Here is a 24996-nt window from a genome sequence, read left to right as displayed (position 1 = left end):
GTGAAAACAGGGGGCAAGGGATGTTGCTTAAGAAAGAATGTGGTCGTCAGCTGTCTGCGCTGAGTTTATGCCTGGCAGTGATGTTTGCTCCGCTGTTAACCGCCCAGGCCGACGAGCCTGAAATTGTGCCGACTGACAGCTCGGCAACGACAGGCGCGCAGCCAACGTCGTTGTCCCAGCCGCTGGACCAGTCTCCGGCGACGGCTATCATGGCCGGGATTAAACCGCTGCCGGAAGGCATCGACACCGAATCGCTCAGTCAGCAGCTGCAGTCGGGGCTGCCGTCAGGCTACACGCCTGCCTATCTCAATCAGCTCACGCTCCTCTATGCTGCCCGCGATATGAAACCAATGTGGGAAAATCGCGATGCCGTGCGCGCCTTCCAGCAGCAGCTGGCGGAGGTCGCGATTGCAGGGTTTCAGCCGCAGTTTACAAAGTGGGTTGAGCTTTTAACCGATCCTGCCGTCACCGGGCAGGCGCGTGATGTGGTGCTTTCCGATGCCATGATGGGCTACCTGCAGTTCGTGGCGGGTATTCCGGTCAATGGCAACCGTTGGCTGTACAGCGATAAGCCGTACAAGCTGGCGACGCCGGCGCTGTCGGTGATTAACCAATGGCAGTTAGCGCTGGATAACGGCGAACTGCCGCGCTTTATCGCCAGCCTCGCACCGGCGCATCCACAATATTCCACTCTGCACCAGTCGCTCCTCGCGCTGGTGGGGGACACGCGTCCATGGCCGCAAATGCGCGGTACCGCGACGCTGCGTCCAGGGCAGTGGAGCAGCGATGTTCCTGCCCTGCGCGAGATCCTGACGCGTTCCGGTATTCTGGAAGGCGGGCCAAAGATTGCTCTTCCGGGGGATGATTCACAAAGCGTCGCCGTTAGCCCGTCAGCTCCCGTGAAAGAGAAGAAAGCCGTTGTCCTGAGTAACAAACCCGCGGCTTACGATCGCGAGCTGGTTGCGGCCGTTAAGCAATTTCAGGCCGCTCAGGGACTGGGGGCCGATGGCGTCATTGGCCAGACGACGCGCGACTGGCTGAACGTATCGCCTGCGCAGCGGGCTGGGGTGCTGGCGCTCAATATCCAGCGTTTGCGCTTGCTGCCGGGAACGCTCTCTACCGGAATTATGGTTAACATCCCGGCGTATTCCCTGGTTTATTATCAGGATGGTAGCGAAAAACTGGCGTCGCGCGTGATTGTCGGGCGTCCGGATCGTAAAACACCGATGATGAGCAGTGCGCTGAATAACGTGGTGGTTAACCCGCCGTGGAACGTGCCGCCGACGCTGGCGCGGAAAGACATTCTGCCGAAGGTCTGGAACGATCCGGGTTATCTGGAACGTCATGGCTATACGGTGATGCGCGGATGGAACAGTAAAGAGGCCATCGATCCTTACATGGTCGACTGGTCAACGATCACTGCGTCGAATCTTCCGTTCCGTTTCCAGCAGGCTCCTGGGGCGCATAATTCTCTAGGGCGCTACAAGTTCAATATGCCGAGCTCAGAAGCTATCTATCTGCACGATACGCCGAACCACAACCTGTTCCAGAAAGATACTCGCGCGCTGAGTTCTGGCTGCGTGCGCGTGAACAAAGCCTCGGAGCTGGCCAATATGCTGCTGCAGGATGCGGGCTGGAACGATACGCGCATCTCGGATGCCCTGAAACAGGGAGATACGCGTTACGTAAATATTCGCCACAATATTCCGGTCAATCTTTACTATCTGACGGCGTTTGTGGGCGAAGACGGGCGTACCCAGTATCGTACAGATATTTACAATTATGATCTCACCGCGCGATCTGGCGCACAAATTTTGCCAAAAGCGGAACAATTAATCAGGTAAATGAAGCAGTTCGGGAAAAATGATTGTCGTAAGTTATGGTGAATAGGTAGCTATATCGCTGCAAGCCGCGTATTCACTGGGGTTGGGCGCCTTGACGTACCTGGTTTTGCCAGTTATGGTGCCCTTCGTGCGCTAAGCATATTACGATTTCTTTTACCTGTAGACCTGATTATCATGGACAAATTTGACGCTAATCGCCGCAAACTGCTGGCGTTAGGTGGCGTTGCGCTTGGCGCAGCGGCCATCTTGCCGACGCCAGCATTTGCCACCCTCTCGACACCTCGTCCGCGAGTTTTAACGCTCAACAATCTTCATACCGGTGAGTCGCTAAAAGCGGAGTTTTTCGATGGCAGAGGCTATATTCAGGATGAATTAGCAAGACTTAACCATTTTTTCCGTGATTTCCGCGCGAATAAAATAAAAGCCATCGACCCAGGACTGTTTGACCAGATTTTCCGCCTTCAGGGCCTGCTGGGCACCAGCAAGCCGGTGCAGCTCATCTCTGGCTATCGCTCGATTGATACCAATAATGAACTGCGCGCCCACAGTCGCGGGGTAGCGAAAAAAAGCTATCACACGAAGGGACAGGCAATGGATTTCCATATTGAAGGCGTTTCGTTAGCCAATATTCGCAAAGCCGCGTTATCTATGCGCGCAGGTGGTGTAGGATATTACCCCAGCAGCAACTTTGTGCACATTGATACCGGTCCGGTTCGGCACTGGTAATAACGAAACACAGGAGCAGTATGAACTATCGTATTATTCCGGTTACCGCGTTCTCCCAGAATTGTTCATTGATCTGGTGCGAACAGACTAAACTGGCCGCGCTTGTCGATCCCGGCGGTGACGCTGAGAAAATCAAGCAGGAAGTCGCCGACAGCGGCGTGACGCTCATGCAGATTTTACTGACGCATGGTCACCTCGACCATGTGGGTGCAGCGGCTGAACTGGCTGAACACTATGGTGTGCCTGTGATAGGCCCGGAAAAAGAAGATGAGTTCTGGCTGCAGGGGTTACCCGCCCAAAGCCGCATGTTTGGCCTTGATGAGTGTCAGCCCCTGACGCCCGACGCTTACCTGAACGAAGGAGAGCGCGTTAACGTAGGGAATGTGACTTTACAGGTGTTGCATTGTCCTGGACATACGCCAGGCCATATCGTCTTCTTTGATGACCAGTCCCGTCTGCTGATTTCCGGCGATGTGATCTTCAAAGGTGGTGTAGGACGCAGCGATTTTCCGCGCGGCGACCACGGGCAGCTGATTCAGTCGATTAAACAAAAGTTATTGCCGCTGGGTGATGACGTTACGTTTATCCCTGGGCACGGTCCGATGTCGACGCTGGGCTTTGAACGGCTCCATAACCCGTTCCTTCAGGATGAAATGCCTGTCTGGTAACCAGAATAAAAAAAAGCCTGCATAACGCAGGCTTTTTTATGGGTGCAAATTACAGTACGGCGACAATCGCTTCGCACAGTGGCGCCATGTTGTCAGGCGTCATGCCTGCAACGTTCACGCGGCCAGACGCGACGGCGTACACGCCAAACTCTTCACGCAGACGCAGAACCTGCTCTTTGGTCAGGCCGCTGAACGAGAACATGCCGTTCTGTTTGATGATAAAGCTGAAGTCGCGGTCCGCGCCTTTCTCAGCGAGGGTGTTCACAAACAGCAGGCGCATGCGCTGAATACGCTGACGCATATCGTTCAGCTCTTGTTCCCAGATAGCGCGCAGCGCATCGTTGCTCAGGATAGTGGCAACAACAGACGCACCGTGTGCCGGTGGGTTAGAGTAGTTCGCGCGGATAACCGATTTCATCTGGCTGAACGCACGATCGACGGTCTCTTCGTTTGCCGCGACCAGCGTACAGGCACCTACGCGCTCATTGTACAGACCGAAGTTCTTGGAGTAAGAGCTTGCGACAATCAGCTCCTGATGCACGGCTGCGAACGCGCGCAGGCCTTCGGCATCTTCTTCCAGACCACGGGCGAAGCCCTGATAGGCGAAGTCAAACAGCGGCAGCCAGCCTTTTTCTACGGACAGCTTCGCCAGGTGTTCCCACTGCTCAAGCGTCGGATCGATACCGGTTGGGTTGTGGCAGCAGCCGTGGAACAGCACCACGTCACCCGCCTGCGCTTCGCTCAGGCTCGCCAGCAGGCCGTCAAAGTCGAGAGAGTGGTTTGCCGCATCGTAGTAAGCATATTCACGTACTTCCAGACCCGCAGAGTTAAACACGCTCTTGTGGTTCGGCCAGCTTGGGTTGCTTACCCATACGCGCTTGACAGAGGTGTTTTTCGCCAGGAAATCCGCCGCCACGCGCAGCGCACCGGTACCGCCTGGGGTCTGTGCTGTACGGGCACGTTTGTTACTCACAATTGTACTGCCTTTACCGAACAGCAGCTCCTGGGTGCAGCGACCAAATTCAGGGATACCATCAATACCGAGGTAGTTTTTGGTGGTTTCGTTTTCCAGCAGATACTGCTCAGCTTTCTTAACGCTGGTCAGTACCGGAGTTTTGCCGGTTTCATCTTTATATACACCAATACCCAGGTTGATTTTGCCTGGGCGGTCGTCGGCACGAAACAGATCGGCCAGGCCCAGAATAGGGTCGGCAGGAGCGGCGGTAATGTTCTCAAACATGACGAAGTTCCATTGTGATTACAGAAGTGAAATCCGCTATCAGGTTAACGGTAGATTTACAAAATGCCAACCGTTTGCGACGAAAAGCGTGCGGCTTTTCAAAAGTCGCCATTATTTTCTGTCACGCATAAAAAAACAGGGCCGAAGCCCTGTTCATTAAGCATATAACAAAGTGGTGTTCTGATTAGAACTGGTAAGTCACACCTACAGCAGCCATATCGTCGTTGCCGTTCAGGCCGCCAACGGTTTGCGCGTAGTCTGTGTCTTTGTCCAGCAGGTTGATGTAGTAATCAGCCCACACGTTGAAGTTTTTGTTGAAGTAGTAAGTTGCGCCAACCTGGATGAATTTAGCCAGATCTGCATCGCCACCTTTGAAGGTGCCTTTAGAGTTGGTCACGCCAGCCAGGTCTTTACCTTTGGTCTGCACGTAGGAGATTGCTGGACGCAGGCCGAAATCGAACTGGTACTGAGCAACAACTTCAAAGTTCTGCGTTTTGTTAGCAAAGCCAGCATCGCCATCAGAACCGGTACGGGTGGTGTTACGGGTTTCAGCATAGGTGGTTGCCAGGTAGATGTTGTTGGCGTCGTATTTCAGACCCAGACCCCATGCTTCAGCTTTGTCGCCTTCACCGTCAGCTTTCTGATTCAGAGTACGGTTAGCGTTGCTGTAAGATGCGATTGCACCGAAGCCTTCGCCGAAATCGTAGCCCAGGGAGTAGCCTACGCCATCACCGTTAGCAGTTTTAACGTCAGTACGGTCGTTTTTGCCCTGGTACTGAACGCCCAGGCTCAGACCGTCAACCAGACCGAAGAAGTTGCTGTTACGGTAGGTCAGCAGACCGGTGCTGCGGCTGGTCATAAAGTTATCAACATAGTTACCGCCCCAGGTCATACCAGAGAAGGACGGTGCCATATCGGTGTAAGATTCTACGTCGTAAACGATACCGTAGTTACGACCGTAGTCGATGCTGCCAGCGTCGCCCGCTTTCAGACCCGCAAATGCCAGACGGTTTTTGTTAGTCTGAGCACCACCTTCAGCCTGGCTGGCCACGAAACGGTATTCCCACTGGCCGTAACCGGTCAGCTGGTCGTTGATCTGCGTTTCGCCTTTGAAACCGATCTGCGCGTAGGTAGCGTCGTTATTGTTGGTGTTATCACCGGAAGTCACGAAATCGTGCTCGGCGTTAACTTTACCGTAGAAGTCCAGTTTGTTGCCGTTCTTGTTATAGATTTCTGCAGCGTTAGCTGCACCGGCTACCAGCAGGGCAGGGATTACCACTGCCAGAATATTGCGCTTCATCATTATTTATTACCCTCATTGGTTTTTTTATGACACTCGCCACTGCCGTCAATAAATTCTGTCAATAAATATTTCCGGAACTATTGATGAGAGTTTGGTGTCTTTATGTATCTGACAGGCATCTTTCCATTCGGCGAAGCGTTTCGCTAGCCTGAAAGTGCTACAATTCTCAAGATTAAGTAACTGAAAGAAAATATATGTAACTAAATGTGTATTTTTTGGAACTTTGTGAACCACCTCAAACTTCAGACCTCTCTGGCGAATTAAACGGCAGGACCTATTCTATATATATGAATTGCTTATGATTAATTGAGATAAAGGTGATTCATATAAACAGACGTTAAACGACTCTTTTTTTCTTATGACCGCAAAAAGACTTCTGGATGGCTGTAAAAGTGGTTGAAATTTGTGCTATCGCTTGAGGGTGTAATAATCGCAATAAGAATAGGGTTTATTTTTTGTGGCTGGATGTTTCGCGGAAACAAAACGTAACAGGTAGTGGTTGTGACGGGGTGAAGGTTTAAAGACGCTGACTTTACGCTGACGAAAACTGACAATACAGAATAAAATAATGGCCAGCATAAGCTGGCCATTTTAGTCTTGTACCGATTAGAAGCTGGCGTTACGTGGAGTACGTGGGAACGGGATCACGTCGCGTACGTTCTGAACACCGGTAACGTAGGCGATCAGACGCTCAAAGCCCAGACCAAAACCGGCGTGCGGTACGGTACCGTAACGACGCAGATCGCGGTACCAGCTGTAGTCAGCCGGGTTGAGCCCCATCTCTTCCATACGTGCGTCCAGCACGTCAAGACGCTCTTCACGCTGAGAGCCACCGATGATTTCACCAATGCCCGGCGCCAGTACGTCCATCGCCGCCACGGTTTTACCGTCTTCGTTAAGGCGCATATAGAAGGCCTTAATGTCTTTCGGGTAGTTTTTAACGACAACCGGCGCTTTGAAATGCTTCTCGGCCAGATAGCGTTCGTGCTCAGACGCCAGGTCAACGCCCCAGTAAACCGGGTTCTCGAACTTCTCACCGCATTTCTCGAGGATCGCCACCGCGTCGGTGTAGTCCACCTGCGCAAAATCGGCAGAGACGAAGCGTTCAAGACGAGCTACTGCGTCGCTGTCTACGCGCTCGGCGAAGAATTTCATGTCGTCCGGACGCTCTTCCAGTACCGCTTTGAACACATACTTCAGCATCGCTTCCGCCAGACCCGCAACATCGTCCAGGTCAGCGAACGCCACTTCAGGCTCCAGCATCCAGAATTCCGCCAGATGACGGCTGGTGTTGGAGTTTTCGGCGCGGAAGGTTGGGCCAAAGGTGTAGATCTTAGACAGCGCACAGGCGTACGTTTCGCCGTTGAGCTGACCAGACACCGTCAGGAAGGCTTCTTTACCAAAGAAGTCTTTGTCATAGTCCACTTTACCTTCTGGCGTGCGCGGCAGGTTTTCCATGTCCAGCGTCGAGACGCGGAACATCTCGCCCGCACCTTCCGTATCGGACGCGGTGATCAGCGGGGTAGAGACCCAGAAGTAACCCTGCTCGTCGAAGAAACGATGCAGCGCCTGCGCCAGCGTATGACGCACGCGCGCCACCGCACCAATCAGGTTGGTACGCGGACGCAGGTGGGCGACTTCACGCAGATATTCGATGCTGTGACGTTTTGCCGCCATCGGATAGGTGTCCGGATCTTCAACCCAGCCGGTGACTTCAATCGCAGAAGCCTGAATTTCGAAGCTCTGGCCCTGACCCGGTGATGCCACAACCACGCCGGTAACAATCACGGAACAGCCCGTTGTCAGGTGCAGAACGTCATCATTGTAATTGGGCAGAGAATTATTAATGACGGCCTGTACAGGATCAAAGCAGGAACCGTCATAGACGGCAAGGAAGGAGATGCCAGCTTTAGAATCTCGGCGGGTACGCACCCATCCGCGCACGGTGACTTCCTGGTCAACGGCGACACGGCCCTGGAGTACGTCGGCTACAGGCACAACGCTCATAATATTCTCTCTGTTAATAGTCGGAAAAAATAAACACTTGTCCACCCTAATGGGGGGATATCTATGTTACCTGCCATCCGCTATCAGACAAGTAAATTTCGCAGTCAAAAGAGAAGAATTGAGAAATAAATAAGGAGAAGGGAGCCATGAAGGCTCCCGTAAGCGCTTAACTGGCTTTTTTGATCTGGGGAAGATCGAACGCTTTGCGCAATGCGCGGACAAACGCTTTGTCATGGCAGATGGTTTTACCCGGGCTGTCGGAGAGTTTTGCCACCGGCTTACCGTTACATTCCACCAGTTTGATGACGATATTCAGAGGTTTTACCTGAGGAATATCGCAGGTCAGACGGGTACCAATTCCGAAACTCAGGTTCACCCGGGTGTTGAAATGGCGATAGAGTTCGACCGCTTTCGCCAGGTCGAGATTATCCGAGAAGACCAGCACCTTGCTCATCGGATCGATGCCGAGTTTCTCGTAATGGGCAATGGCCTTCTCGCCCCATTCAACCGGATCCCCGGAGTCGTGGCGTAACCCCTGGTAACGTTCTGCGAACTCGGGACCAAAGTCGCGCAGGAAGGCATCCATCGTAATACAGTCGGTGAGGGCGATCCCGAGCTGATTCGGGTACTCCTCAAGCCATGCGGCCAGTGCCGCGCGCTGGCTGTTAGCCAGATCGGGGCTGATCTGCTGATGCGCCTGGAACCATTCGTGCGCCTGGGTACCCATTGGCGTCAGGCTGAGGCGGCGTGCCAGATCGTAGTTGCTGGTGCCCACAAACCACGGTTCCCGCTGCAGACGTTTAACGATGGCCTCCTGAACGTCACGCGAGAAACGGCGACGCGTGCCAAAGTCCATCAGGCGGAAGCGGGACATGTCCAGCCCTTCTGTCAGGGTTGAGAAGGCAGTGAGTTTATTTTCCAGCGCGGCGACCGCCTGCTCGACGCCGGTTTCCGGCGAACGGTAGCGGTGAGCCAGCTCACTGATTACCGCCAGAAGCGGCACTTCCCACATGATCACTTCCCGCCACGGACCTTCAAGGCGAATATCCAGCTTGCCGTTATCGTTAAGCACGGTGACCTGCTCCGGCTTATAGCGGAAATCACGCAGCCAGTTCAGGTAGTCGGCTTTGAAGAAAGGCAGGCCAGAAAGCCACTGATATTCCTCGTCCTGCAGCGTCAGATGCTGCATAGCATTGACCTGTTCACGAATGGCGTCTGCGTAGATACCAAGCAAGTCGTCGCCACGACAGCGGAATTCCGCCGCGACGTGAACGTCATAGTAATGGTGGAAAACGGCTTGCTGCATATGCAGTTTATACGCGTCGGTATCCAGCAACGTATGCAGAACTGGAGAAGCGAATTGAGTCATAGGTGCGCAGTAGCATCCTCTCACAGGAGCGTTTAGTACAATAAACAACTCCGGAGTATACCTTGTTTAGTGATTTATTGAACCCCGATCACAACATAAGCGCGTTTTATGGTCGAGGGCATTTTGTGCCCCGTGTTATACAAATGTAGCAGTAACGATGCTAATCATCTGATATTTATTGTTTTTAGCTAACCTGTGTAATGGTCTGGGGCATGGGTGGGGCAAATTGCGAAAGAGCCTGGTTCAGAATGGACACCTGCTCAGCACTTTTCTCCGACATCCACTTGCCGTAAACCTTATATACCATCTGGGCATCAGTGTGACCCATCTGCGTAGCTATGAAGTTTGGGTTGGCACCGGCGGACAATGACCAGCAAGCGTAAGTGTGTCTTGACTGGTATGCGTTCCGGTAACGTATGCCTGCGCGTTTTATAATTGGCGCCCAGATTTTGTTAATAGAATTTACCGCGTAGTGATAACCTCTCCGCGGACCCCGTTTGATGCATTGTGGGCTGAAAACGAATGTGCATGGATGCATAACTGCCTGGCCATACTCCCGCAACTTCACCTCTATTTCGTACTGCCTGCCAAGTCGAGTCAGATGAGCCTGGCTCTTTAATGCGTCGATAGCTGGCTGAATAAGATAAATAACCCTGTCGGTACCAGCATCAGTCTTAGGCAGGGTGAATTCATCCGTTTGGGTCAGATTGCGTTTCACCGTGATAGTGCCCGCCTGCAGATCAATGTCCTCCCATGCCAGCCCGCACAATTCCCCGTGCCTCATGCCGGTATAGACCGCCAGAGACCAGAGGTTTTGCATCTGCTGGTGCCCACACGCCCGTATAAATCGGATGAACTCATCTGTAGAAAGAGGGTCTGGATCTCCCTTTGCCCTCTTGAGACGGTTAATTCCACTAAACGGATTCTCCTTTGTGTAGCCGTTGTCGGCACCGAACTGAAAGATTTCGGCCATGAGCATCATGTAATTATTCACCGTGGATGACTTTCTTCCTTTTACCTGCTGGCGGTGATCCTTCTTCATCACATGAAAACCGGTCAATAACTCCTTTCTCACATACAGTAAATCTTCAGTAGTGACAGACGAAACGAGATTGTTTTCGCCGATGCGCGGGAGCATGTTTTTCACGATGGACTCATACCTGCTCATCGTGTTTGAGCTGATCTCCATTCGCTTTAGTTCTGACCACTTTTTCACCAATTCGAAAACAGTGATATCCTTACTCTCAACCCCAAATTTCTTCAGGTTTGCCGAATCCGGGAACTGGGCCGCATAATTGAAATTGCCTGTTTTTATCGCGAAGCACACCGACGCGCGCAGCTCGCCAGCGACTTTTCTGTTTTTTGGTGTATCAGGCACGCCGAGGCTTTCACGCACCCGGCTGCCTTTATAGATGAACCATATGCGGAGCGTTCCGCCATGATTCTCCACGCCTGTTGGGTATGCTGACTTAGCCATTATTCCCTCCTGACGTCCAAGAGCCCGCTAAGCATAAACGGATCTTCATTGGCGCGCACCCGGCTGTTTCTTTTTGAGGCTCTCAACCCACTGGTCGACAGCCTTTCGGTTGTACATGCATTCGCTGTTTTTCTTCGGCACGCCGTCCGGGGAAACATGCAGATATTCCCGACCGACCATCCAGCATTTTTTTCGGGCCCGCTGGATAGTGCCAGGGCGAAGGCCGGTAATCTCGACGAGCTTTTCTTCGGTTACCCAGTCGTTGGGCACGATTAAGGTCATTTCGCTCATGGGTTTCTCCAGGCAAAAAAGAACCCGGCGCGGGGCCGGGCAAAAGGGATGACGTTGCAGTGCTTTCGCACCCAATAGCCAGCTCATAACTGGCTATCAGTTGCGTCATTGGTGGGTTTAGCCAATGGTTTTGATATTCATATTGCCAATCAAGGTTCTGCTTATCGGACCAGACTCGTTGAGGTCAGAAATAATTTGTTCAACTGTTAAATTACCCCGTGAGCATTCATGAAAATCCTCTTCGAGGCACTCAAGCGCATCACTAAACGAGACTGCAACAATCTTACCTCCCATAAACTCCATACCAGCGTTAACTGGCGGCTCTTTGCCATCTTCATACTCAAATACAAACGTTACCTTTCCCATAATCTCTCCTTAGGCCGCGCGCCGGGCACGCAGCGATTTGATATGCTCGCTCGTCTCCAGTTCGGCGCGTATCTGCGCCGCCTCACGGTGATCTAGGTGCTCAAAATCATTGTTGAATCGGTCGATTGAAGCGGTGTTTATCCGGCCCTGTCGCCAGTAGCGGACTATCTGTGATGTGCAGCTGTGGATAATGACGGGCCAACCGTGCTGGTCAGCGTAAATCTGACCCCGTTGAATTAGCTGGAACATTGGGTACCACCTTAAATTCGATAACCCAAACCCATGGGTTAGTTTCCCAGTTGTCGGCACCGTAGATGCTCATCCAAAGGTCACGGAAGTTAATGCGATATTCCCATCCGGGAAGAACCCCGCCGGAAGACGGCGTAATGCCTTCTGACTTTGCATCGTCCTCACTCAGATCTCTTAGTCGTTCAACACGCACACCGGTAATTTCCAGCATTAGACGACTGGCCCAGCGCGGCATGTGAATCGAAGGCGTCCAGCGTATTTCATCAGCCGGCGGCACATTCTCGTAATGAGTTGGAACGTGCTCAGGGTAATCCGCGCGATAAAGTTTCAGGTCCGGCGCGCCAGCACCAGCTTCAGCCCACGTTTCGCGCACCCAGATTCGATCGCCGACGGCACCGAACGGGCAGGTGTAGCCTTCATTCTCATCAGCAACGCCAAATACCTCTTTCTTTGCAGGCTGCAGGTATCCGTTTTTATCGACCACGCCAGGCGTGTACCAGTGGGCGTTTAAATCCAGATCGTAACCGTTATGCGTTGGGTGGAAACCATCAGACGGCTGAACTTTCATGATGCGCCGCGTCTGCGTCTTCCTGCCGTCGAGGATGGCGCGCACCATCTCGCCATTAAAAATCATTCCACGCTCTTTCACTGGATCCCCCTCTGCTTATTCCTCAATTCGATAACGCCCTGGCACTCCGCGCACGTCTGGCAGCCGGGAACGGCAGCGCGCCGCGGCGCTGGGATATCCTCGCCGCATTCAGCGCAATGCTCAGATGACACGGCATTACGGTCGATGCGGTGAGCGGAAAGGGCAGCGTTACGCTGAAGCTCTTCAATCTCTGCTGCGGTGTCGATGATGTCGGCCATGGTCAATGCTCCCGGAACTGTCGGTTAATTCGGTTGAAGGTGAACGCCAGCAATAAAAAAGGCCGCTTTAGCGACCTGGTGATTTGTGATGTCATGGCTGTATCCACCCCCTGCCTTTGACATGCTGAATAACGCCAAGCTTCCTGAGAGACTGGAGTCGGCGGTCAAGAATGCTGAAGACGTCCATCGGGTGCTTTCCCTCTGCTTCAGCAATGACCAAGCACTCCTGCCTGACGGAAGGGTTAAGTATCTTCGAAAACGAGGTTGGCTGAGCGCCGATAGCGCTTAACACCTCGCTATCCAGTTTCGCGTATTTGGTCACGATTCAACTCCGAAGCGGCGATTAAGCCGCCCTGTGTATACGACGAACTCCAGGAGGCTAACTCCCAGAGCTTCAATTTTCTTGTGATGCTTGTTGATGATGGGAGGCACCGTTTCGTTCCAGTTAGGCTTTGGCTTCTTGCGCATGGCCTGCTGGATTTCCTCGGTGCAGCGGCGGCAGGCGGCGCGGATGGCGTTGTCTTTTTCTGGTTTCATAACCCCTCCATATAAGCGCGGATGAATTCTGCCGCAGCTTGCGCGTTTATGGCGTTGCCGTAGCCTTTGAGTCGGCCTGTGCGGTTGCTGCTTGCCACTCTTGCCACCCCGGACTCGACTCGTCCCATGCGTGCGGCAGCCCCATCAACCAGCGGGAATGTGCCGGGTTCAACTGGACGCCATTTGTCATCTCGACAAAAGAGCCAGTCCGCATCTCGCCAAAAACCGTTAACCTCAAGGGCCCGCATGTGTACGCCTGGCGCGGCAGCTGGTCCAGTCGCTCCTTCCCGTCCCGCTGCGCAGTCATTCCCGCCGAGTCCTTCCAGTCGCGTGAGGTTGGTGTCACCCAGCCTGCAAGCCTTGATGCTCCGCCAAGGGTGGATCCCCGCTTTGGCGCATTTGCAGCCGCAGCTTGGCCTGCAACCTGATTGTTGTCGATCGTTGTGGGTGTCGGCCAACCTGTCAGGGTTACTGCAGTCTGAATGTTCATTCCCCCCATCCGCCCCGATGTACCTGCGCCGGTCGTCGATCTGGCTGTTGGCGTTGGCCACCCAGTAGGCCCGCTCTCTGATGTGCGGAGCACCGACGCCCGCTGCCGCAAACGGCACAAGCCCGAAGGCGTATCCCATTCCTTCCAGGTCAGCTTGTACAAGGTCGAACCATGTGTTTGCGTCACCGCTTGCAACTTGTTCGCCAAAGACATGCTCAGGCCTGCGCTCGCTGATGAGGTGGAAGAAGTGGGGCCAAAGGTGCCGCTCGTCAGCAAACCCATCTCCTTTGCCTGCCGCGCTGAAAGGCTGGCACGGGCAGGAGCCGGTCCAGACTGGTTTATCGTCAGGCCATCCGGCGAGGCGGAGGGAATGGGACCAGACGCCGATACCGGCGAAGAAGTGGCACTGCGTGAATCCTCGCAGGTCGTCAGGTGTGACATCTTCAATACTCCTTTCATCAACTTCGCCCGGGGCGATATGACCGTCGGCGATCAGGTTACGCAGCCACTGAGCAGCGAACGGGTCGATTTCGTTGTAATAAGCTGCTGGCGTCATGCGGCCTCCGTCTTAACAACATCGATGGCGCAGCCGGGTAGCAATTCAACCGCGGCGGTGGCGCACTGATTTCCCCAATGATCCCAGCCCGGCGCCGCGCTGCGGCTGAATAACTCAATGCGTGGCACATCACCGTAAAGCAGTTCCAGACGGTGGCGCACTTCCCACGGCTTTTCGCTGTGCGCGCCGAGCGGGCTGTAGACCACCTGCTTAATCCCGGCGTGCTTTCGTTCCAGCCCGGCGCCGCGGGTGGCAATCAGCAGGTCTTCGGTATTGGCCCGGGTGTGGTTGCCGCCGTTCATGCGCGTCTCGGCGTTAAGCAGATCGAGGAAGTAGTAAAAGTCGGTGACTTCACCCTCGGCCAGCGCCTTGTTGATGCGCAGTTCCGCGTTCTGGTTCAGTTTCACCCAGGTAAAGCCTTTCATCGTGCGAACGGTAAAGCCCCAGGCCTCGGCCAGTTCGATAGCCTCCTGGTTATGCGTGCCGGTGTACCACATCGCCAGCACCGCGTTTTCGGCAGCTAGTTCCCACACTGGCAGGCGCTTGATGTCGATGAGTTTCATGGTGGAGTAGTGATCGGCGGCAGCGCCGTTGCTGATGGTGTTGCCGTAAGACCAGGGCGGATCGACATACAGAAGTGAGTATTTCGCTGTCATGCCGCCTCCTGCCTTTCCCGATATTCCTCAGCGAGCCGCTGCGCCTTTAATGGATTGCTGACCACTTCACCCCATGGCATTAGCCAGCCGTTACCAATGAAGGGAAGGCACAGTGTGCCAACCCTGATGTCGTCGTGAGCGTGAGTCATTAGTCACTCCTTGAAGCGCCGCCGAGGCCTTTGCGGTTGTCGTTTAGGTATGGGTCAGCTGGCGTGTAATTGGATGGGGCAGGGGGTGAATCGTCGTTGGCTCTTTCTTGCTGGATAATTTGGTAAAGCTCTTTGCGATCTGCTCGCTCAGAGGGTGAGAGCTTCCGGTCAGGGATTGGCCGGAGAAGATATTTTCGATACTCGTGGGTAAATTTGTTCATTGGTTTCTCCTGACCGGGAGATGATTCAAAAGGGTATATCGTCGTCGAAGTCCATTGGCGGTTCGTTAGATTGGGCGGGTGACGAGTGCTGCTGTGCACGAGACTGTGCGCCGCCGCTGAACTGATTCCCGCCCTGCGTTTGGCTGCCACCCGCCGGTGCCGCTCCACCGCCCTGACGGCCACCAAGCATCTGCATTGTGCCGCCGACGTTTACCACTACCTCTGTGGTGTACTTCTCCACGCCAGCCTGATCTGTCCATTTTCGGGTGCGCAGTTGACCCTCGATATAAACCTGAGAGCCCTTGCGCAGGTATTCACCGGCCACCTCAGCCGGCTTTCCGAACAGGACGACGCGATGCCATTCCGTTTGCTCTTTTTGCTCGCCAGTAGCTTTATCTCGCCATGACTCAGATGTCGCCAGCGTCACGCTACACACTGCGCCGCCGGACGGAAGATAACGGACCTCTGGGTCTTGCCCGAGGTTACCGACGAGGATCACTTTGTTTACGCCTTTGCTAGCCATTTACGCCGCCTGTTTAAGTTCTTTGAGTCGAATGCCAGTAACGTCTTTGCATTTGTTTTGGTGCTCAGCAAAGCCGTTCAGTAATTTCCATGTGTCTTCATAGCGATGCTTAAGCCGATCGCTATCGTTTTCAGAGCCAGCGTATGCAGAGAATTCGGCGAGGATTTTGTCCGCATCCACGGACTGAGGTGCCTGGTCTCGCTGCTGGTGACCATCATGCGGTTGTTGGTCCTGCTCGGTTGGTGTTCCTGATGGCAATGCCCATCCCGGTAGAGCTGGCGCCTTCCAATAGAAAACGCCAACCTCTTTTGATTTGGCGTACTGGAACCCGGGCGCGCGCGTTGCAGACACCACTGCGAACCCTTCCTCCAGGTTGTAGAGGTAACGACCGATCCCCCATTGCACGGCGGCGCGCTTCATGGCGCCAGAGCGACCACCTTTCACAGCTTCAACCTGTGTGTTTTCTGCCGCATCCCACTTGGTGATCCACTCGCCTTCAACCTTGATGGAAATACCGCACTCAACGCCGCCATTGTTCGGAATATCTCGGTACTCGTTACGCCAGCCAGCCTTGCCGCATACTTCATCCAGCCGCTTCATGATTGCGCGGTTAGTTACGTAAGCCAGCACCTTTGCCCAGATGCCGTTATTGTTTTTTCCCGCCTGCTGAATGCGCCACTCAATATCCTCACTGGCAAATGGCGCATCTAAATCATCAAGGTTCATGTGTAATTCCCCGCAAATTCATCCCAGCTAATGACCGGGTTCTGCCGCTCGGCGGCCTGGTTAACTGGCTCGTCATCACCCTCGGGCTTTTCCGGAAGCACGTCGCGCATAAGGCGCAGGAATGACTCTTCATCCCACCGTTCTGCCGCCGTCATGCTGCACGCTCCTGATGAGTGATGACGTACCCCTGTTCAGCCAACCACTCGATTACTTCTGCGCCGTCGAGCTGGGGGAGTAAGTCACGGGGTTTTACGGTGCCGGCCAGCACAACGCCTTCCATCTCAACTTTGATGGTGTTGTGGGGGCCGACGGATGTGCGCATGTCTACGCACTCGCATGTGATATTCATGATTCACCTCAGTAATGAATTTTTGCGCAGGGGATCAGGTCGTCTTTCAGTGCGGTGAGCACTTCGATTGCCTGTTCGCGGGTTAAACTGGTGTGGCTGGTGAGCGCGTTAACGATGTTGGTGCCGACCGTTTTGCGATGCTTCACATCAGCTTCGCGCTTTGCCTGCTCGTCAGCTTTGCGCTTCTCTTCGGCCAGGCGTTTCTCTTCTGCCTGTTTTGCCTTGAGGCGCTCAGCTTCCACTGCCGCGGCTTTTTCGCGTTCCGCCCGGGCTTCCGCTTCCTGCTTCTCGCGAGATGCACGCTGTTCCGCTTCGACGCGCTGGCGTTCAGCCAGCTCTGCACGTGCTTTCTCTTCAGCTTCACGGCGCGCTGCGGCTTCAATCTCCGCTTTGTGCTTCGCTTCGGCATCGCGGCGGGCTTGCTCTGCCGCTTCCTGCTTGATGCGCTCTTCGTGCTCGCGTTGAGCCTGTTCCGCCAGGCGGCGCTGCTCTTCGCGGTCACGGTCGAAATCCTTGTTCATCAGCAGAGCCATTTCGTGGTCTGCTTCGATCTGCGCGGCACGCTGGCGGTCAAACTCTTCGTTCATTTCCAGCGCTTCGTCGTGCAGCGCGTTCATGGCTTCTTCAGCCTTAATGCGTTCCTGCTCTGCTTCCCATTCGGTGAGTGGGCGGCGGGTCGCATCGCGCAGCTCGTCACAGGCATCAACAAACCGCTTAATTTCGGCCTCAGCAGGTCGCACAGCCTCCTTCAGACGTTTCAGGTACTCACGGCCCGGCTTTTCGATTGCCGTCTTGCTGCGGGACACCTGCGCCGCCAGAGAGGCGACACGGTCACGGCCTTTCTTCGTGGACAGGTCCGGCACTTCGTTTACCGCCTGGCGGATTTGCTCGAGATAAGCATCAAGGCCGCCCGCTACGTAAAGCACCGGAGCCTGTTCCGGCTTGATTTCGATGACAGTTAAGTCCGTTACTTCGCTCATGGTTTCTCCTGAAATTTGGATGTGCAGATGCCGCCCGCGTAATGCCAGGCCGATCGGTTGAATAGGATGGTTAGTGCTGGATAGGGTTGCCGTGACCGTCCAGAAGGACGTCAATCACGCAATCACTGAGGCGGATGATTTCTGCATCGGTGTGTAGATACACCCATTTGCGCTCCTGAATGACTGCTGAGACGCGATAGGTTCGGCCTTCATGCAATGCCATCATGCCGGGCGTTACGCACTGGCGAATGAGCGGGGTGGTGCCGTAGTGGTTGATCATACCTTCACCTCAACCTGTTCCAGGAGGCCAGACAGCTTCATGTGCCAGCGGTTAAGCGTCATCTTTTCACGCGGGTTTGATACCGACGTCAGCTGCCACTCGTTATCGTTGAGCTTTTTGGCGGTGTACTGCTTGCCGTTGTGGGTGACTGTCATGATGCCTCCCTGGCACGCAGCATTGCGTCAGCCATCTGGTATGCGTCAGCAGCAACTCCATCTCTCCAGCCATCCTGAAACCCTTCAACTTCAGCATGATTGAGGTATTGTGCGAAACAAAGACCTGGCGCTTTAGCCGCAAAGTAGTCACGGATCGTCATGTCATCTGTAGTGACTGAAACTTCTTCTGGATATGGCTTATCATCAAACCGGTAAAGCAGGTCGTAATCGCCGGCATCGTCAAAACTGGTGACTTCGTATGCCCAGCGGTGACCGGCCCATTCAAATGACTTACCCCTCTTGTCGCCACCAAATCGGCTTTTAAGGTAGGCGCCATATTCAGGAGAGCTAGCGTAAACTTTCATGGTGTATTTCATAATCATCTCCGCGCTTAAGGCCGCGCCGCCGAACGGTTAATACAAGACTTCAACGCATTTATTCAGTTTTTCAATGGGCGGTGGATGGCCGCCGGTTGTCATAACTAACCGCACTCATCGAGAACGGTGAGGTATGAAAAAACCCGCCGGAGCGGGCTTCAGTCAGTCCATTTTTTCACTATCCCAATGGCCTCTTTTTCATTCTCAGCGTTCAGATAAAGGTCTTTAGCAATGATCATTTTGTCTTTTGCGCTTAGATCCAAAGTGGAGCTGAAATAAGACATAAACTTCATGGCTTCTTCGATTGAATTGAACATATCCTTACCCTCTGTCGTTACCCGCTGATGCGGGAGAAATGCTTTGGTGCTGGCTCCCCACTTTCAAGTAGCAGGGAAGGCCGTCGTCGCCTTGGTGAGCCATTACCACACCAACTAGCTGATAACCGTCTGCCAGCCCAAAACATTCCCTGTATTGGTCAGCGCCAACTCCCTGCCAGTGTTGCCCGTTCTCACGCCGTTCTCGCTCTCGCGCGGGGATACTCTCTCACCGACCGGATCGCACCCGGTGATACTGCACGTTTACGTGTAGGGGTCTTAACAGGTCATTGACGCTGTAAATCTGCATGTTGTTAAAAAGCAGGCGACTTGCTGTCCGCCGCTGGCTAACTTCGCTCAGCTGTCGATGTTTCGTTTCGATGGACTTATTAAAAACCATAGTTGTTTTATCGTCAACAACAATAGTTGTTTTAATGGTTGTTATGGTTTTATTTGGTTGTATTTGAAAGGAATTTATTTTTAAGAAATATTTGGTGGCGGGGTTTGGGCAATAAAAAACCCCGCCGGAGCGAGGTTTCATAGGGGAGGAGTATTTACCGGTTTTGGCTTTTCAGGTAATCGGAGATCTCTTTGGCTGCCGCGCACTGCGCTTTCAGCTCATTGTTCATTTTTGCTTTAACTTCGTCAGAACTACTCTCGCATCCAGCATCAAGCGAAGTGATGTTGTAAACCGCCAGCATCGTAGCCTGTACTGCTACTTTGCACTGATCTGGCTGTGCGTGGTCTTTACATATTGCAGCTGGTGATTGCTTCAGCTGATCGAGAGCAGACTCTTCCGCATTGGCCGCCAGAGGGGTCAGAAATAATATTGCCCATAAGAATTTTTTCATAGTTGCTTCCCTACCATATTGTTGATGTCCAAAACATTCTTCCGATTATCTGGACGCTATCAAGGTCCGCTTCTTCGTCTGGGTGCTCGACATGATTAAAGCTGCGAATGCTCAGCCTGTTCGGGCCCACACGGTAAAGTATTTTTAAGCGATTCCATCCATCCTGGCTGATGGCATAGACCTTGCCGTCCACGATCTTTTTGTCGTTGATGTTGATAGCTACCGTGGTTCCTTCAGGGATGACTGGCTCCATGCTGTTCCCGTGGGCAGGGAAGCACAGGACGCTTTCTCTGTGTGCATTTACACGACGCAAGGTAGCTTTAGAAAATCGTAGTTTGTAGCCGTTATAGTCTTCGCGTGGGAATGTCCCATCGCCGCAGGCCAGCTCAATATCCTTTAGAAATGGCACTTCTACCTCGTCGTCAGGTAATGGGGTTGAATTATCCCAAGGCTCAACGGTACCCCACTGATCAGACGGTGGGATGGCTTCATCCTGCCCAGTGAGAAGCATAGCGCCTTCACCGGAACTCAACCATTCAGGCTTTACCTTTAACGCATTAGCCAGCTCAACCAGCTTCGTTGTCTGGTTGGCTTTTCCTGTTTCTATTTTTTGGATGGCCGCCTGGCTCACCCCGACCAGATCTCCGAGAGCCTTTTGTGTAAGTCCTCGTAATGTCCTGGCTTCTTTCAATCTTTCAGCGAGTGTCGTTTTCATACGCGCAATGTACAACCATGGTTTTATTCCATCAAACGAAAATGGTTGTTGACTAAATACAACCATAGTTTTATTCTTCATTCATATTCACTACGGAGGTTGTTATGAACCCAACCATTAAAACCGCTATCACCATTGTCGGCTCTCAAAAAGCCCTTGGTGAAGCGTGCGCAGTGTCGCAGCAGGCGGTTTACAAGTGGCTACACAACAAAGCGAAGGTTTCTCCGGAGCATGTGAACAGCATCGTTAAAGCAACTGGTGGCGAGATTCAGGCATACCAGATTCGCCCTGATTTGCCGACGCTGTTCCCGTCACCGGACGACAACACAGCCGCTTAACGGCGGCCACAACAACGAAAGGGAAAGCAATGCATTCACTTGCGTATCAACACAATACCGGAATACACCCGGGAGCGATGATAAACCGCGCTCAACCTAAGGCGGCGCCAGACCACGAAAAGATCCGCGATGCGGTCCGGGCATGGTCGTCGGCGCTGGACAATCAGGACGTCGTTTCGGCGTTGATCATCAACGAATACCGGGAGCATGGCGGGACCGCTATCAGCTTCCCGGAAGACATCAGCCGGGCTCGCCAGAAGCTTTTCCGCTTCCTGGATAACCGTTTCGACTCTGAGCAGTACCGCGAGAACGTTCGCCAGCTGACACCGGCAATCATGGCGGTCCTGCCATTGGAGTACCGGCACCGCCTTCTTCCAGAAGACAGCTTTATGTCCCGCTTAGCGCGACTTGAGAAGGAAACGAGCGAGGCGAAAGTTGCCGTTGCGATGAACGCCCCGCGTCACCAGAAGCTCAAGGAACTCAGTGAGGGGATTGTAGAGATGTTCCGTGTCGACCCGGACCTGACCGCGCCGCTGATGGCCATGGTCACTTCGATGTTAGGGGTTATGTGATGGGAAGTATCAAAAACGGCGAAAGCCAGTCTGCGTCAACAGAACTGGCCTTCAAATGCAAATCGTGTGCACTCATTGCAGGAGGAATAATGGCAAAAAATCCACGCTATTACCATACCGCTGTACATAAAAACATAACCCGCGATCGCTTCATCCGCTCGGTTAACCCGATTGTGGCAGAGAAGATGCGCGCAATCCTGGAAGAACTGAAACGTAAGGAGAGTGGCCGTGGGTAACGTATCCAATTTAGCCGAAGCCAGAGAGGCCAGAAGGCTCCAGAAACCGCGCACGAACGACGGTAAGGGGTTTGCCTTGCTGCACCGTAAAATTATGGATGTGCCGTTCTACAAGGACGCTGAGGCGGCTCATTTATGGGTTCACCTGCTCCTGCGCGCTAATCACGAACAGACAATGGTTTCGACTGATGTCGGCGATGTGATCTGCGAACGTGGAGAGTTCATCACCGGGCGAAACACACTGGCAATGGAAACAGGTTTGACCGCTGATCGCGTTAAATCACTGCTACGTAAATTCCAGAACCTGGGAATGATCACCACCAAATCGAACAACCGTTTTACTGTTCTAAAAGTGGTCAAATATGACGAATATCAGTCAAATTTTTGTCCAGCCGATGTCCAGCCAGTGTCCAGCGCAAACGCAGTCGTACCAATGCCTGCGGAAGTGGAGTGTCCAGCCGATGTCCAGCCAGTGTCCACAGATAACAATATATTAAATAACTTACTACCTAACGGTAGTAAGTATCTCGCAAATAACCAGAAACCCGCTGAAGAGAAAAAGTCCCGTTTGTCATGCGATGAAGTATGGCAATGCCTAAAAGACGAACTGCCTGAAGCCCGGGGATGGAGATGCCTAACTGATGAGCGACGCAATCTCATCCGCACCTTCTGGGGTAAGGCTAACAAGATTGCCCGCAACCTGGACGGCAAGCCGATGGATATGGACGGTTTCAGAAGTTATCTGCGCTACATCGCTCAGAACTGCCGCTGGATGCTTGAAGACCGACCAGACCAGAAATCCGGGAAGACCTGGCGCCGCATGAAATTCGATAAGTTCCTGACCGAAAAGCTCTACATCGAAGTGCGCGAGGGGGATCGTGATGACCGCTGATTTCATGGCTGTACCACAAAACCTCGAAGCAGAGCAGAGCGTTATCGGTGGCCTGCTGCTGGATGATGACAACAGCGAGCGAGTCCAGAAGGTTCTGGCGATGCTCAAGCCTGAGTCGTTCTACAGCCGACCTCACCAGTTGATCTTTGCCGAGATGCGCCAGATGTTCCGTGACAACAAGCCAGTCGATGGTCTGACATTGTTCGACGCGCTTGAAGGCAAAGGGCTCGCGGAGCAGGTAGGTGGCTTTGCTTACCTGGCGGAGATTGCCAAGAACACTCCCAGTGCTGCAAACATCGTGGCATACGCTGCATCAGTACGGGAAGCCGCAATGGAGCGCTACGGCATAAACCGCCTGACCGAAGCCACTGAACTGCTGTATTCCCGCAACGGCATGAGCGCTACGCAGAAGTACGAGGCCATTCAGGGTATTTTCACCCAGCTCGCAGACCATTCAAAAACCGGCAGTCGCCGTGGGTTGAGATCGTTTGGCGAGGTTATGGACGACTGGGTAGCAGATCTGGAGAAACGTTTTGACCCTTCAGGCGAACAGCGCGGCATGAGTACCGGTATCCCGTCACTCGACCGACTACTGGCACCGAAAGGTCTGGTCAAAGGCTCTCTGTTTGTTATTGGCGCAAGGCCAAAGATGGGCAAGACAACCCTGTACGGGCAGATGGCGATCAACTGCGCGATTCGGGAGAAAAAGCCAGCGCTGATGTTTAGCCTGGAAATGCCCAGCGACCAGATCCTCGAAAAGCTTGTTGGGCAGAAGTCCGGCGTAAACCCGAGCATTTTTTACATGCCCGCCACGGATGACGCCGACGACCAGTACCAGGGAGACTACGACGGCGACTTTAAGAAGGCGATCGCTACAGCCGGGCGACTGAGTGAAATCGACATGCTGTACATCGACGACACCCCGGGCCTGTCACTGGCTCACATCGTTAGCGAAAGCCGCCGAATCAAACGCGAGAAGGGCTGCGTAGGAATGATTCTGGTTGACTACCTGACGCTAATGACCGCCGAAAAAGCAGACCGTAATGACCTGGCCTACGGGATGATCACCAAAGGGCTTAAGAATCTCGCTAAAGAGCTTGGTTGCGTCGTCGTGCTGCTGACCCAGCTCAACCGCGAACTGGAGAAGCGAGTGAATAAACGCCCGTTACCGAGCGATTCCCGCGACACAGGACAGATTGAGCAGGACTGCGACTACTGGGTTGGCATCCACCGGGAAGGTGCTTTCGATGACAGCGTGCCGCCGGGAGAAACCGAGTTAATCCTGCGACTCAACCGCCACGGCAGTACCGGCACGGTTTATTGCAATCAGATCAACGGTGCAATTTACGACACAGACCAGCATGCCGCAGCCGAAGAACGCCGCGGGCGCGAGCAGCAGCCGAAAAAGAAAGGGGGATTCTGATGACCATAACAATCCGTGAGCAGGTGCTGGCAGCCCTGCGCAATAACCCAGGGCTGAACAACGCCAAACTGGCAGCGCTAATCGGCATGGACACCAAAAAGATATCCGGAACGGTGAGCACGCTGCTGGCCGACGGGCTGATCAGCTGCGAAGGAAAATACGGCCAGCGCCTGTACAGCCTTACCAGTTACGGCATGCGCTTCGCCCCTGACACGATACCGGGCATGAAACAGGGTAAGTCGAAGTTAATTCAGCGGACGGACACAAACGTGATCTGCCAGGAGTGCCGCAACAGCGCCGTTATGAAAAGGATTCTTTCCGTCTATGGGAGATGTGGAAATGTGTGAATTAACCCAAGAGAAGTTGAAATCTTTACTTTATTACGACCCTGAAACAGGCATTTTCACACGCAAAAAAGGCGGTGGCGGGGTTGCGGCTGGAAGCGTTGCTGGCGGCATTAATGGGCAAGGATATATCAATATAAAAATAGGTGGGAAAACCTTTAAGGCGCACCGGCTCGCATTTCTTTATACCTATGGGTATATGCCTGAAATGGTTGATCATAAAAATTTAAACAGGGCGGACAATCGAATATCAAACTTGCGCGCTGCAAATCGCGCACAAAATGGTCAGAACTCAAATATGAGAATCGATAATGCCAGTGGTGTAAAAGGTGTTTCATGGGAGAAACGGCTGAAAAAATGGGTAGCGCGATGCACATGTAACGGCCATGAAAACTGGTTAGGCGCACATGAACGTAAAGAGGATGCAATCGAAGCCGTGAGGTTGTTTAGAGAAAAAACTCACGGTGAATTCGCTAATCACGGGGAGGCCTCCCAATGAGCAACATCGACAAACGCGCATTACGTGAAGCGGCAGATGCAGCAAATAAATCCTCATGGGGTCGCTGGGAATCATACCACCCACACAAAGGCGCGCGGGGCTATGAGGTAAAAGTTGGGGTGAGAGCCGTCGCTCAGCACTGCCTCAAGGTCGATGCAGCATTCATCGCCGTAGCCAATCCCGCCGCCGTGCTGGCGCTGCTGGATGAGCTGGAAGCCGCAGAGAAGCGGATTGCTGAGCTGGAGGCGGTGAAGTGCAAATTGAGCGATTCAAAATTGCTCTCACTGGCGAAGGATATCGTTGAGAACCTGGTTGATACGGGTGGTTCGGATCCAGAGTATACGCAGCAATACGTTGGCTGGACCTGCAAAAGAATTCGCACCGCAGCCGGTAAAGGAGAGTGAGC

General features: G+C 53.5%; 37 protein-coding genes. 11 read left to right on the top strand and 26 right to left on the bottom strand.

The genetic code is table 11. The features are described 5' to 3' along the window. Positions 1–20 precede the first annotated feature (20 nt). The 3 genes from ldtD (at position 21) to N037_RS03265 (ending at position 3238) form a co-directional block, all read left to right on the top strand. Positions 21–1844 carry a L,D-transpeptidase gene (gene ldtD, locus N037_RS03275; RefSeq protein WP_032638940.1) on the top strand — a complete coding sequence of 608 codons (1824 nt, stop codon included), beginning with the start codon at positions 21–23 and terminating at the stop codon, positions 1842–1844. Between the two features lie 174 nt (positions 1845–2018). Beyond that, positions 2019–2570: a YcbK family protein gene (locus N037_RS03270; RefSeq protein WP_023335137.1), complete on the top strand. Its 552-nt coding sequence runs from the start codon at positions 2019–2021 to the stop codon at positions 2568–2570. 20 nt (positions 2571–2590) lie between these two features. Then, positions 2591–3238, top strand: coding sequence for an MBL fold metallo-hydrolase (locus N037_RS03265; RefSeq protein WP_032638938.1), 648 nt, complete (start codon positions 2591–2593; stop codon positions 3236–3238). A gap of 49 nt (positions 3239–3287) precedes the next feature. Here N037_RS03265 and N037_RS03260 read toward each other — a convergent pair whose 3' ends face one another. From N037_RS03260 to N037_RS03145, 26 genes are all read right to left on the bottom strand, one after another. Continuing rightward, positions 3288–4478: an amino acid aminotransferase gene (locus tag N037_RS03260; RefSeq protein WP_023335139.1), complete on the bottom strand. Its 1191-nt coding sequence runs from the start codon at positions 4476–4478 to the stop codon at positions 3288–3290. Between the two features lie 184 nt (positions 4479–4662). Continuing rightward, positions 4663–5781 (bottom strand): porin, encoded by a 1119-nt coding sequence (locus tag N037_RS03255; protein ID WP_023335140.1) that lies wholly within the window; start codon positions 5779–5781, stop codon positions 4663–4665. Between the two features lie 606 nt (positions 5782–6387). Continuing rightward, entirely contained in the window at positions 6388–7788 is a 1401-nt protein-coding gene (asnS, locus tag N037_RS03250; RefSeq protein ID WP_023335141.1) for an asparagine--tRNA ligase, read from the bottom strand. 166 nt (positions 7789–7954) lie between these two features. Then, the gene (pncB, locus tag N037_RS03245) at positions 7955–9157 is read right to left on the bottom strand and encodes a nicotinate phosphoribosyltransferase (RefSeq protein ID WP_023335142.1); all 1203 of its coding nucleotides are present in this window, start codon (positions 9155–9157) and stop codon (positions 7955–7957) included. 184 nt (positions 9158–9341) lie between these two features. Then, positions 9342–10634 (bottom strand): tyrosine-type recombinase/integrase, encoded by a 1293-nt coding sequence (locus tag N037_RS03240; protein WP_032638936.1) that lies wholly within the window; start codon positions 10632–10634, stop codon positions 9342–9344. A gap of 45 nt (positions 10635–10679) precedes the next feature. After that, the gene (locus N037_RS03235) at positions 10680–10925 is read right to left on the bottom strand and encodes an excisionase family protein (RefSeq protein ID WP_032638934.1); all 246 of its coding nucleotides are present in this window, start codon (positions 10923–10925) and stop codon (positions 10680–10682) included. A gap of 117 nt (positions 10926–11042) precedes the next feature. Continuing rightward, a complete protein-coding gene (locus tag N037_RS03230) occupies positions 11043–11291 on the bottom strand; it encodes a hypothetical protein (protein ID WP_032638932.1) in 249 nt (82 codons plus the stop codon). A 9-nt stretch (positions 11292–11300) separates the two neighbouring features. After that, a complete protein-coding gene (locus N037_RS03225; RefSeq protein WP_032638930.1) occupies positions 11301–11540 on the bottom strand; it encodes a DUF4222 domain-containing protein in 240 nt (79 codons plus the stop codon). After that, entirely contained in the window at positions 11503–12174 is a 672-nt protein-coding gene (locus N037_RS03220; RefSeq protein ID WP_050511213.1) for a hypothetical protein, read from the bottom strand. Before N037_RS03220 ends, N037_RS03225 begins: the two co-directional genes overlap by 38 nt. 11 nt (positions 12175–12185) lie before the next feature. Then, complete coding sequence (locus N037_RS03215) at positions 12186–12407, bottom strand: TraR/DksA family transcriptional regulator (RefSeq protein WP_032638925.1); 222 nt, start codon at positions 12405–12407, stop codon at positions 12186–12188. Between the two features lie 318 nt (positions 12408–12725). After that, a complete protein-coding gene (locus N037_RS03205) occupies positions 12726–12944 on the bottom strand; it encodes a hypothetical protein (protein WP_032638922.1) in 219 nt (72 codons plus the stop codon). Continuing rightward, complete coding sequence (locus N037_RS03200) at positions 12941–13990, bottom strand: DNA cytosine methyltransferase (protein WP_032638920.1); 1050 nt, start codon at positions 13988–13990, stop codon at positions 12941–12943. The genes N037_RS03205 and N037_RS03200 overlap by 4 nt, the downstream gene beginning before the upstream one ends. Further along, positions 13987–14646 (bottom strand): MT-A70 family methyltransferase, encoded by a 660-nt coding sequence (locus N037_RS03195; protein WP_032638918.1) that lies wholly within the window; start codon positions 14644–14646, stop codon positions 13987–13989. Before N037_RS03195 ends, N037_RS03200 begins: the two co-directional genes overlap by 4 nt. After that, entirely contained in the window at positions 14643–14795 is a 153-nt protein-coding gene (locus N037_RS03190) for a DUF1317 family protein (RefSeq protein ID WP_006809793.1), read from the bottom strand. Before N037_RS03190 ends, N037_RS03195 begins: the two co-directional genes overlap by 4 nt. Next, positions 14795–15016, bottom strand: a complete 222-nt coding sequence (locus tag N037_RS03185) for a hypothetical protein (RefSeq protein ID WP_032638916.1) — start codon at positions 15014–15016, stop codon at positions 14795–14797. Before N037_RS03185 ends, N037_RS03190 begins: the two co-directional genes overlap by 1 nt. 25 nt (positions 15017–15041) lie before the next feature. Then, positions 15042–15539: a single-stranded DNA-binding protein gene (locus N037_RS03180; RefSeq protein ID WP_032638915.1), complete on the bottom strand. Its 498-nt coding sequence runs from the start codon at positions 15537–15539 to the stop codon at positions 15042–15044. Then, positions 15540–16265: a Rad52/Rad22 family DNA repair protein gene (locus N037_RS03175; protein ID WP_032638913.1), complete on the bottom strand. Its 726-nt coding sequence runs from the start codon at positions 16263–16265 to the stop codon at positions 15540–15542. Beyond that, a complete protein-coding gene (locus tag N037_RS25040; protein WP_197278566.1) occupies positions 16262–16420 on the bottom strand; it encodes a hypothetical protein in 159 nt (52 codons plus the stop codon). Before N037_RS25040 ends, N037_RS03175 begins: the two co-directional genes overlap by 4 nt. Further along, positions 16417–16614: a hypothetical protein gene (locus N037_RS03170; RefSeq protein WP_032638911.1), complete on the bottom strand. Its 198-nt coding sequence runs from the start codon at positions 16612–16614 to the stop codon at positions 16417–16419. The genes N037_RS25040 and N037_RS03170 overlap by 4 nt, the downstream gene beginning before the upstream one ends. A gap of 8 nt (positions 16615–16622) precedes the next feature. Next, positions 16623–17594 (bottom strand): hypothetical protein, encoded by a 972-nt coding sequence (locus tag N037_RS03165; protein WP_032638909.1) that lies wholly within the window; start codon positions 17592–17594, stop codon positions 16623–16625. 70 nt (positions 17595–17664) lie between these two features. Then, a complete protein-coding gene (locus tag N037_RS03160) occupies positions 17665–17874 on the bottom strand; it encodes a cell division protein FtsZ (RefSeq protein ID WP_000607101.1) in 210 nt (69 codons plus the stop codon). Next, positions 17871–18029, bottom strand: coding sequence for a hypothetical protein (locus N037_RS25035; RefSeq protein WP_032638906.1), 159 nt, complete (start codon positions 18027–18029; stop codon positions 17871–17873). Before N037_RS25035 ends, N037_RS03160 begins: the two co-directional genes overlap by 4 nt. Then, on the bottom strand, positions 18026–18406 hold the full coding sequence (locus N037_RS03155; RefSeq protein ID WP_032638904.1) for a hypothetical protein: 381 nt from the start codon (positions 18404–18406) through the stop codon (positions 18026–18028). Before N037_RS03155 ends, N037_RS25035 begins: the two co-directional genes overlap by 4 nt. Before the next feature lie 158 nt (positions 18407–18564). Next, entirely contained in the window at positions 18565–18723 is a 159-nt protein-coding gene (locus tag N037_RS24775) for a hypothetical protein (RefSeq protein WP_156369700.1), read from the bottom strand. A gap of 551 nt (positions 18724–19274) precedes the next feature. Beyond that, a complete protein-coding gene (locus N037_RS03150) occupies positions 19275–19571 on the bottom strand; it encodes a hypothetical protein (protein WP_032638902.1) in 297 nt (98 codons plus the stop codon). A 10-nt stretch (positions 19572–19581) separates the two neighbouring features. Further along, positions 19582–20352: a S24 family peptidase gene (locus N037_RS03145; RefSeq protein ID WP_072163854.1), complete on the bottom strand. Its 771-nt coding sequence runs from the start codon at positions 20350–20352 to the stop codon at positions 19582–19584. Between the two features lie 38 nt (positions 20353–20390). Here N037_RS03145 and N037_RS03140 point away from each other — a divergent pair, with 38 nt between their 5' ends. The 8 genes from N037_RS03140 to N037_RS24560 all read left to right on the top strand — a co-directional run bounded on the left by N037_RS03140 (position 20391) and on the right by N037_RS24560 (position 24994). Next, the gene (locus tag N037_RS03140; RefSeq protein WP_032638900.1) at positions 20391–20624 is read left to right on the top strand and encodes a transcriptional regulator; all 234 of its coding nucleotides are present in this window, start codon (positions 20391–20393) and stop codon (positions 20622–20624) included. A gap of 29 nt (positions 20625–20653) precedes the next feature. After that, the gene (locus tag N037_RS03135; RefSeq protein ID WP_032638898.1) at positions 20654–21196 is read left to right on the top strand and encodes a toxin YdaT domain-containing protein; all 543 of its coding nucleotides are present in this window, start codon (positions 20654–20656) and stop codon (positions 21194–21196) included. A gap of 89 nt (positions 21197–21285) precedes the next feature. Beyond that, positions 21286–21432, top strand: a complete 147-nt coding sequence (locus N037_RS25030; RefSeq protein WP_015571544.1) for a hypothetical protein — start codon at positions 21286–21288, stop codon at positions 21430–21432. Further along, a complete protein-coding gene (locus N037_RS03130; RefSeq protein ID WP_032638896.1) occupies positions 21425–22324 on the top strand; it encodes a hypothetical protein in 900 nt (299 codons plus the stop codon). The genes N037_RS25030 and N037_RS03130 overlap by 8 nt, the downstream gene beginning before the upstream one ends. Next, positions 22314–23747: a DnaB-like helicase C-terminal domain-containing protein gene (locus tag N037_RS03125; RefSeq protein ID WP_032638893.1), complete on the top strand. Its 1434-nt coding sequence runs from the start codon at positions 22314–22316 to the stop codon at positions 23745–23747. Before N037_RS03130 ends, N037_RS03125 begins: the two co-directional genes overlap by 11 nt. After that, on the top strand, positions 23747–24094 hold the full coding sequence (locus N037_RS03120) for a winged helix-turn-helix transcriptional regulator (protein WP_032638891.1): 348 nt from the start codon (positions 23747–23749) through the stop codon (positions 24092–24094). Before N037_RS03125 ends, N037_RS03120 begins: the two co-directional genes overlap by 1 nt. Next, the gene (locus N037_RS03115; RefSeq protein ID WP_032638888.1) at positions 24072–24590 is read left to right on the top strand and encodes an HNH endonuclease; all 519 of its coding nucleotides are present in this window, start codon (positions 24072–24074) and stop codon (positions 24588–24590) included. Before N037_RS03120 ends, N037_RS03115 begins: the two co-directional genes overlap by 23 nt. After that, positions 24587–24994, top strand: coding sequence for an ead/Ea22-like family protein (locus tag N037_RS24560; protein WP_082440881.1), 408 nt, complete (start codon positions 24587–24589; stop codon positions 24992–24994). The genes N037_RS03115 and N037_RS24560 overlap by 4 nt, the downstream gene beginning before the upstream one ends. The last annotated feature ends 2 nt before the right edge of the window (positions 24995–24996 follow it).

It is taken from the genome of Enterobacter sp. EGD-HP1 (genome assembly GCF_000733275.2).
Classification (GTDB): domain Bacteria; phylum Pseudomonadota; class Gammaproteobacteria; order Enterobacterales; family Enterobacteriaceae; genus Enterobacter.
Note: the sequence above shows the minus strand (reverse complement) of the source record. Positions and strands in the feature narration are given on the sequence as shown.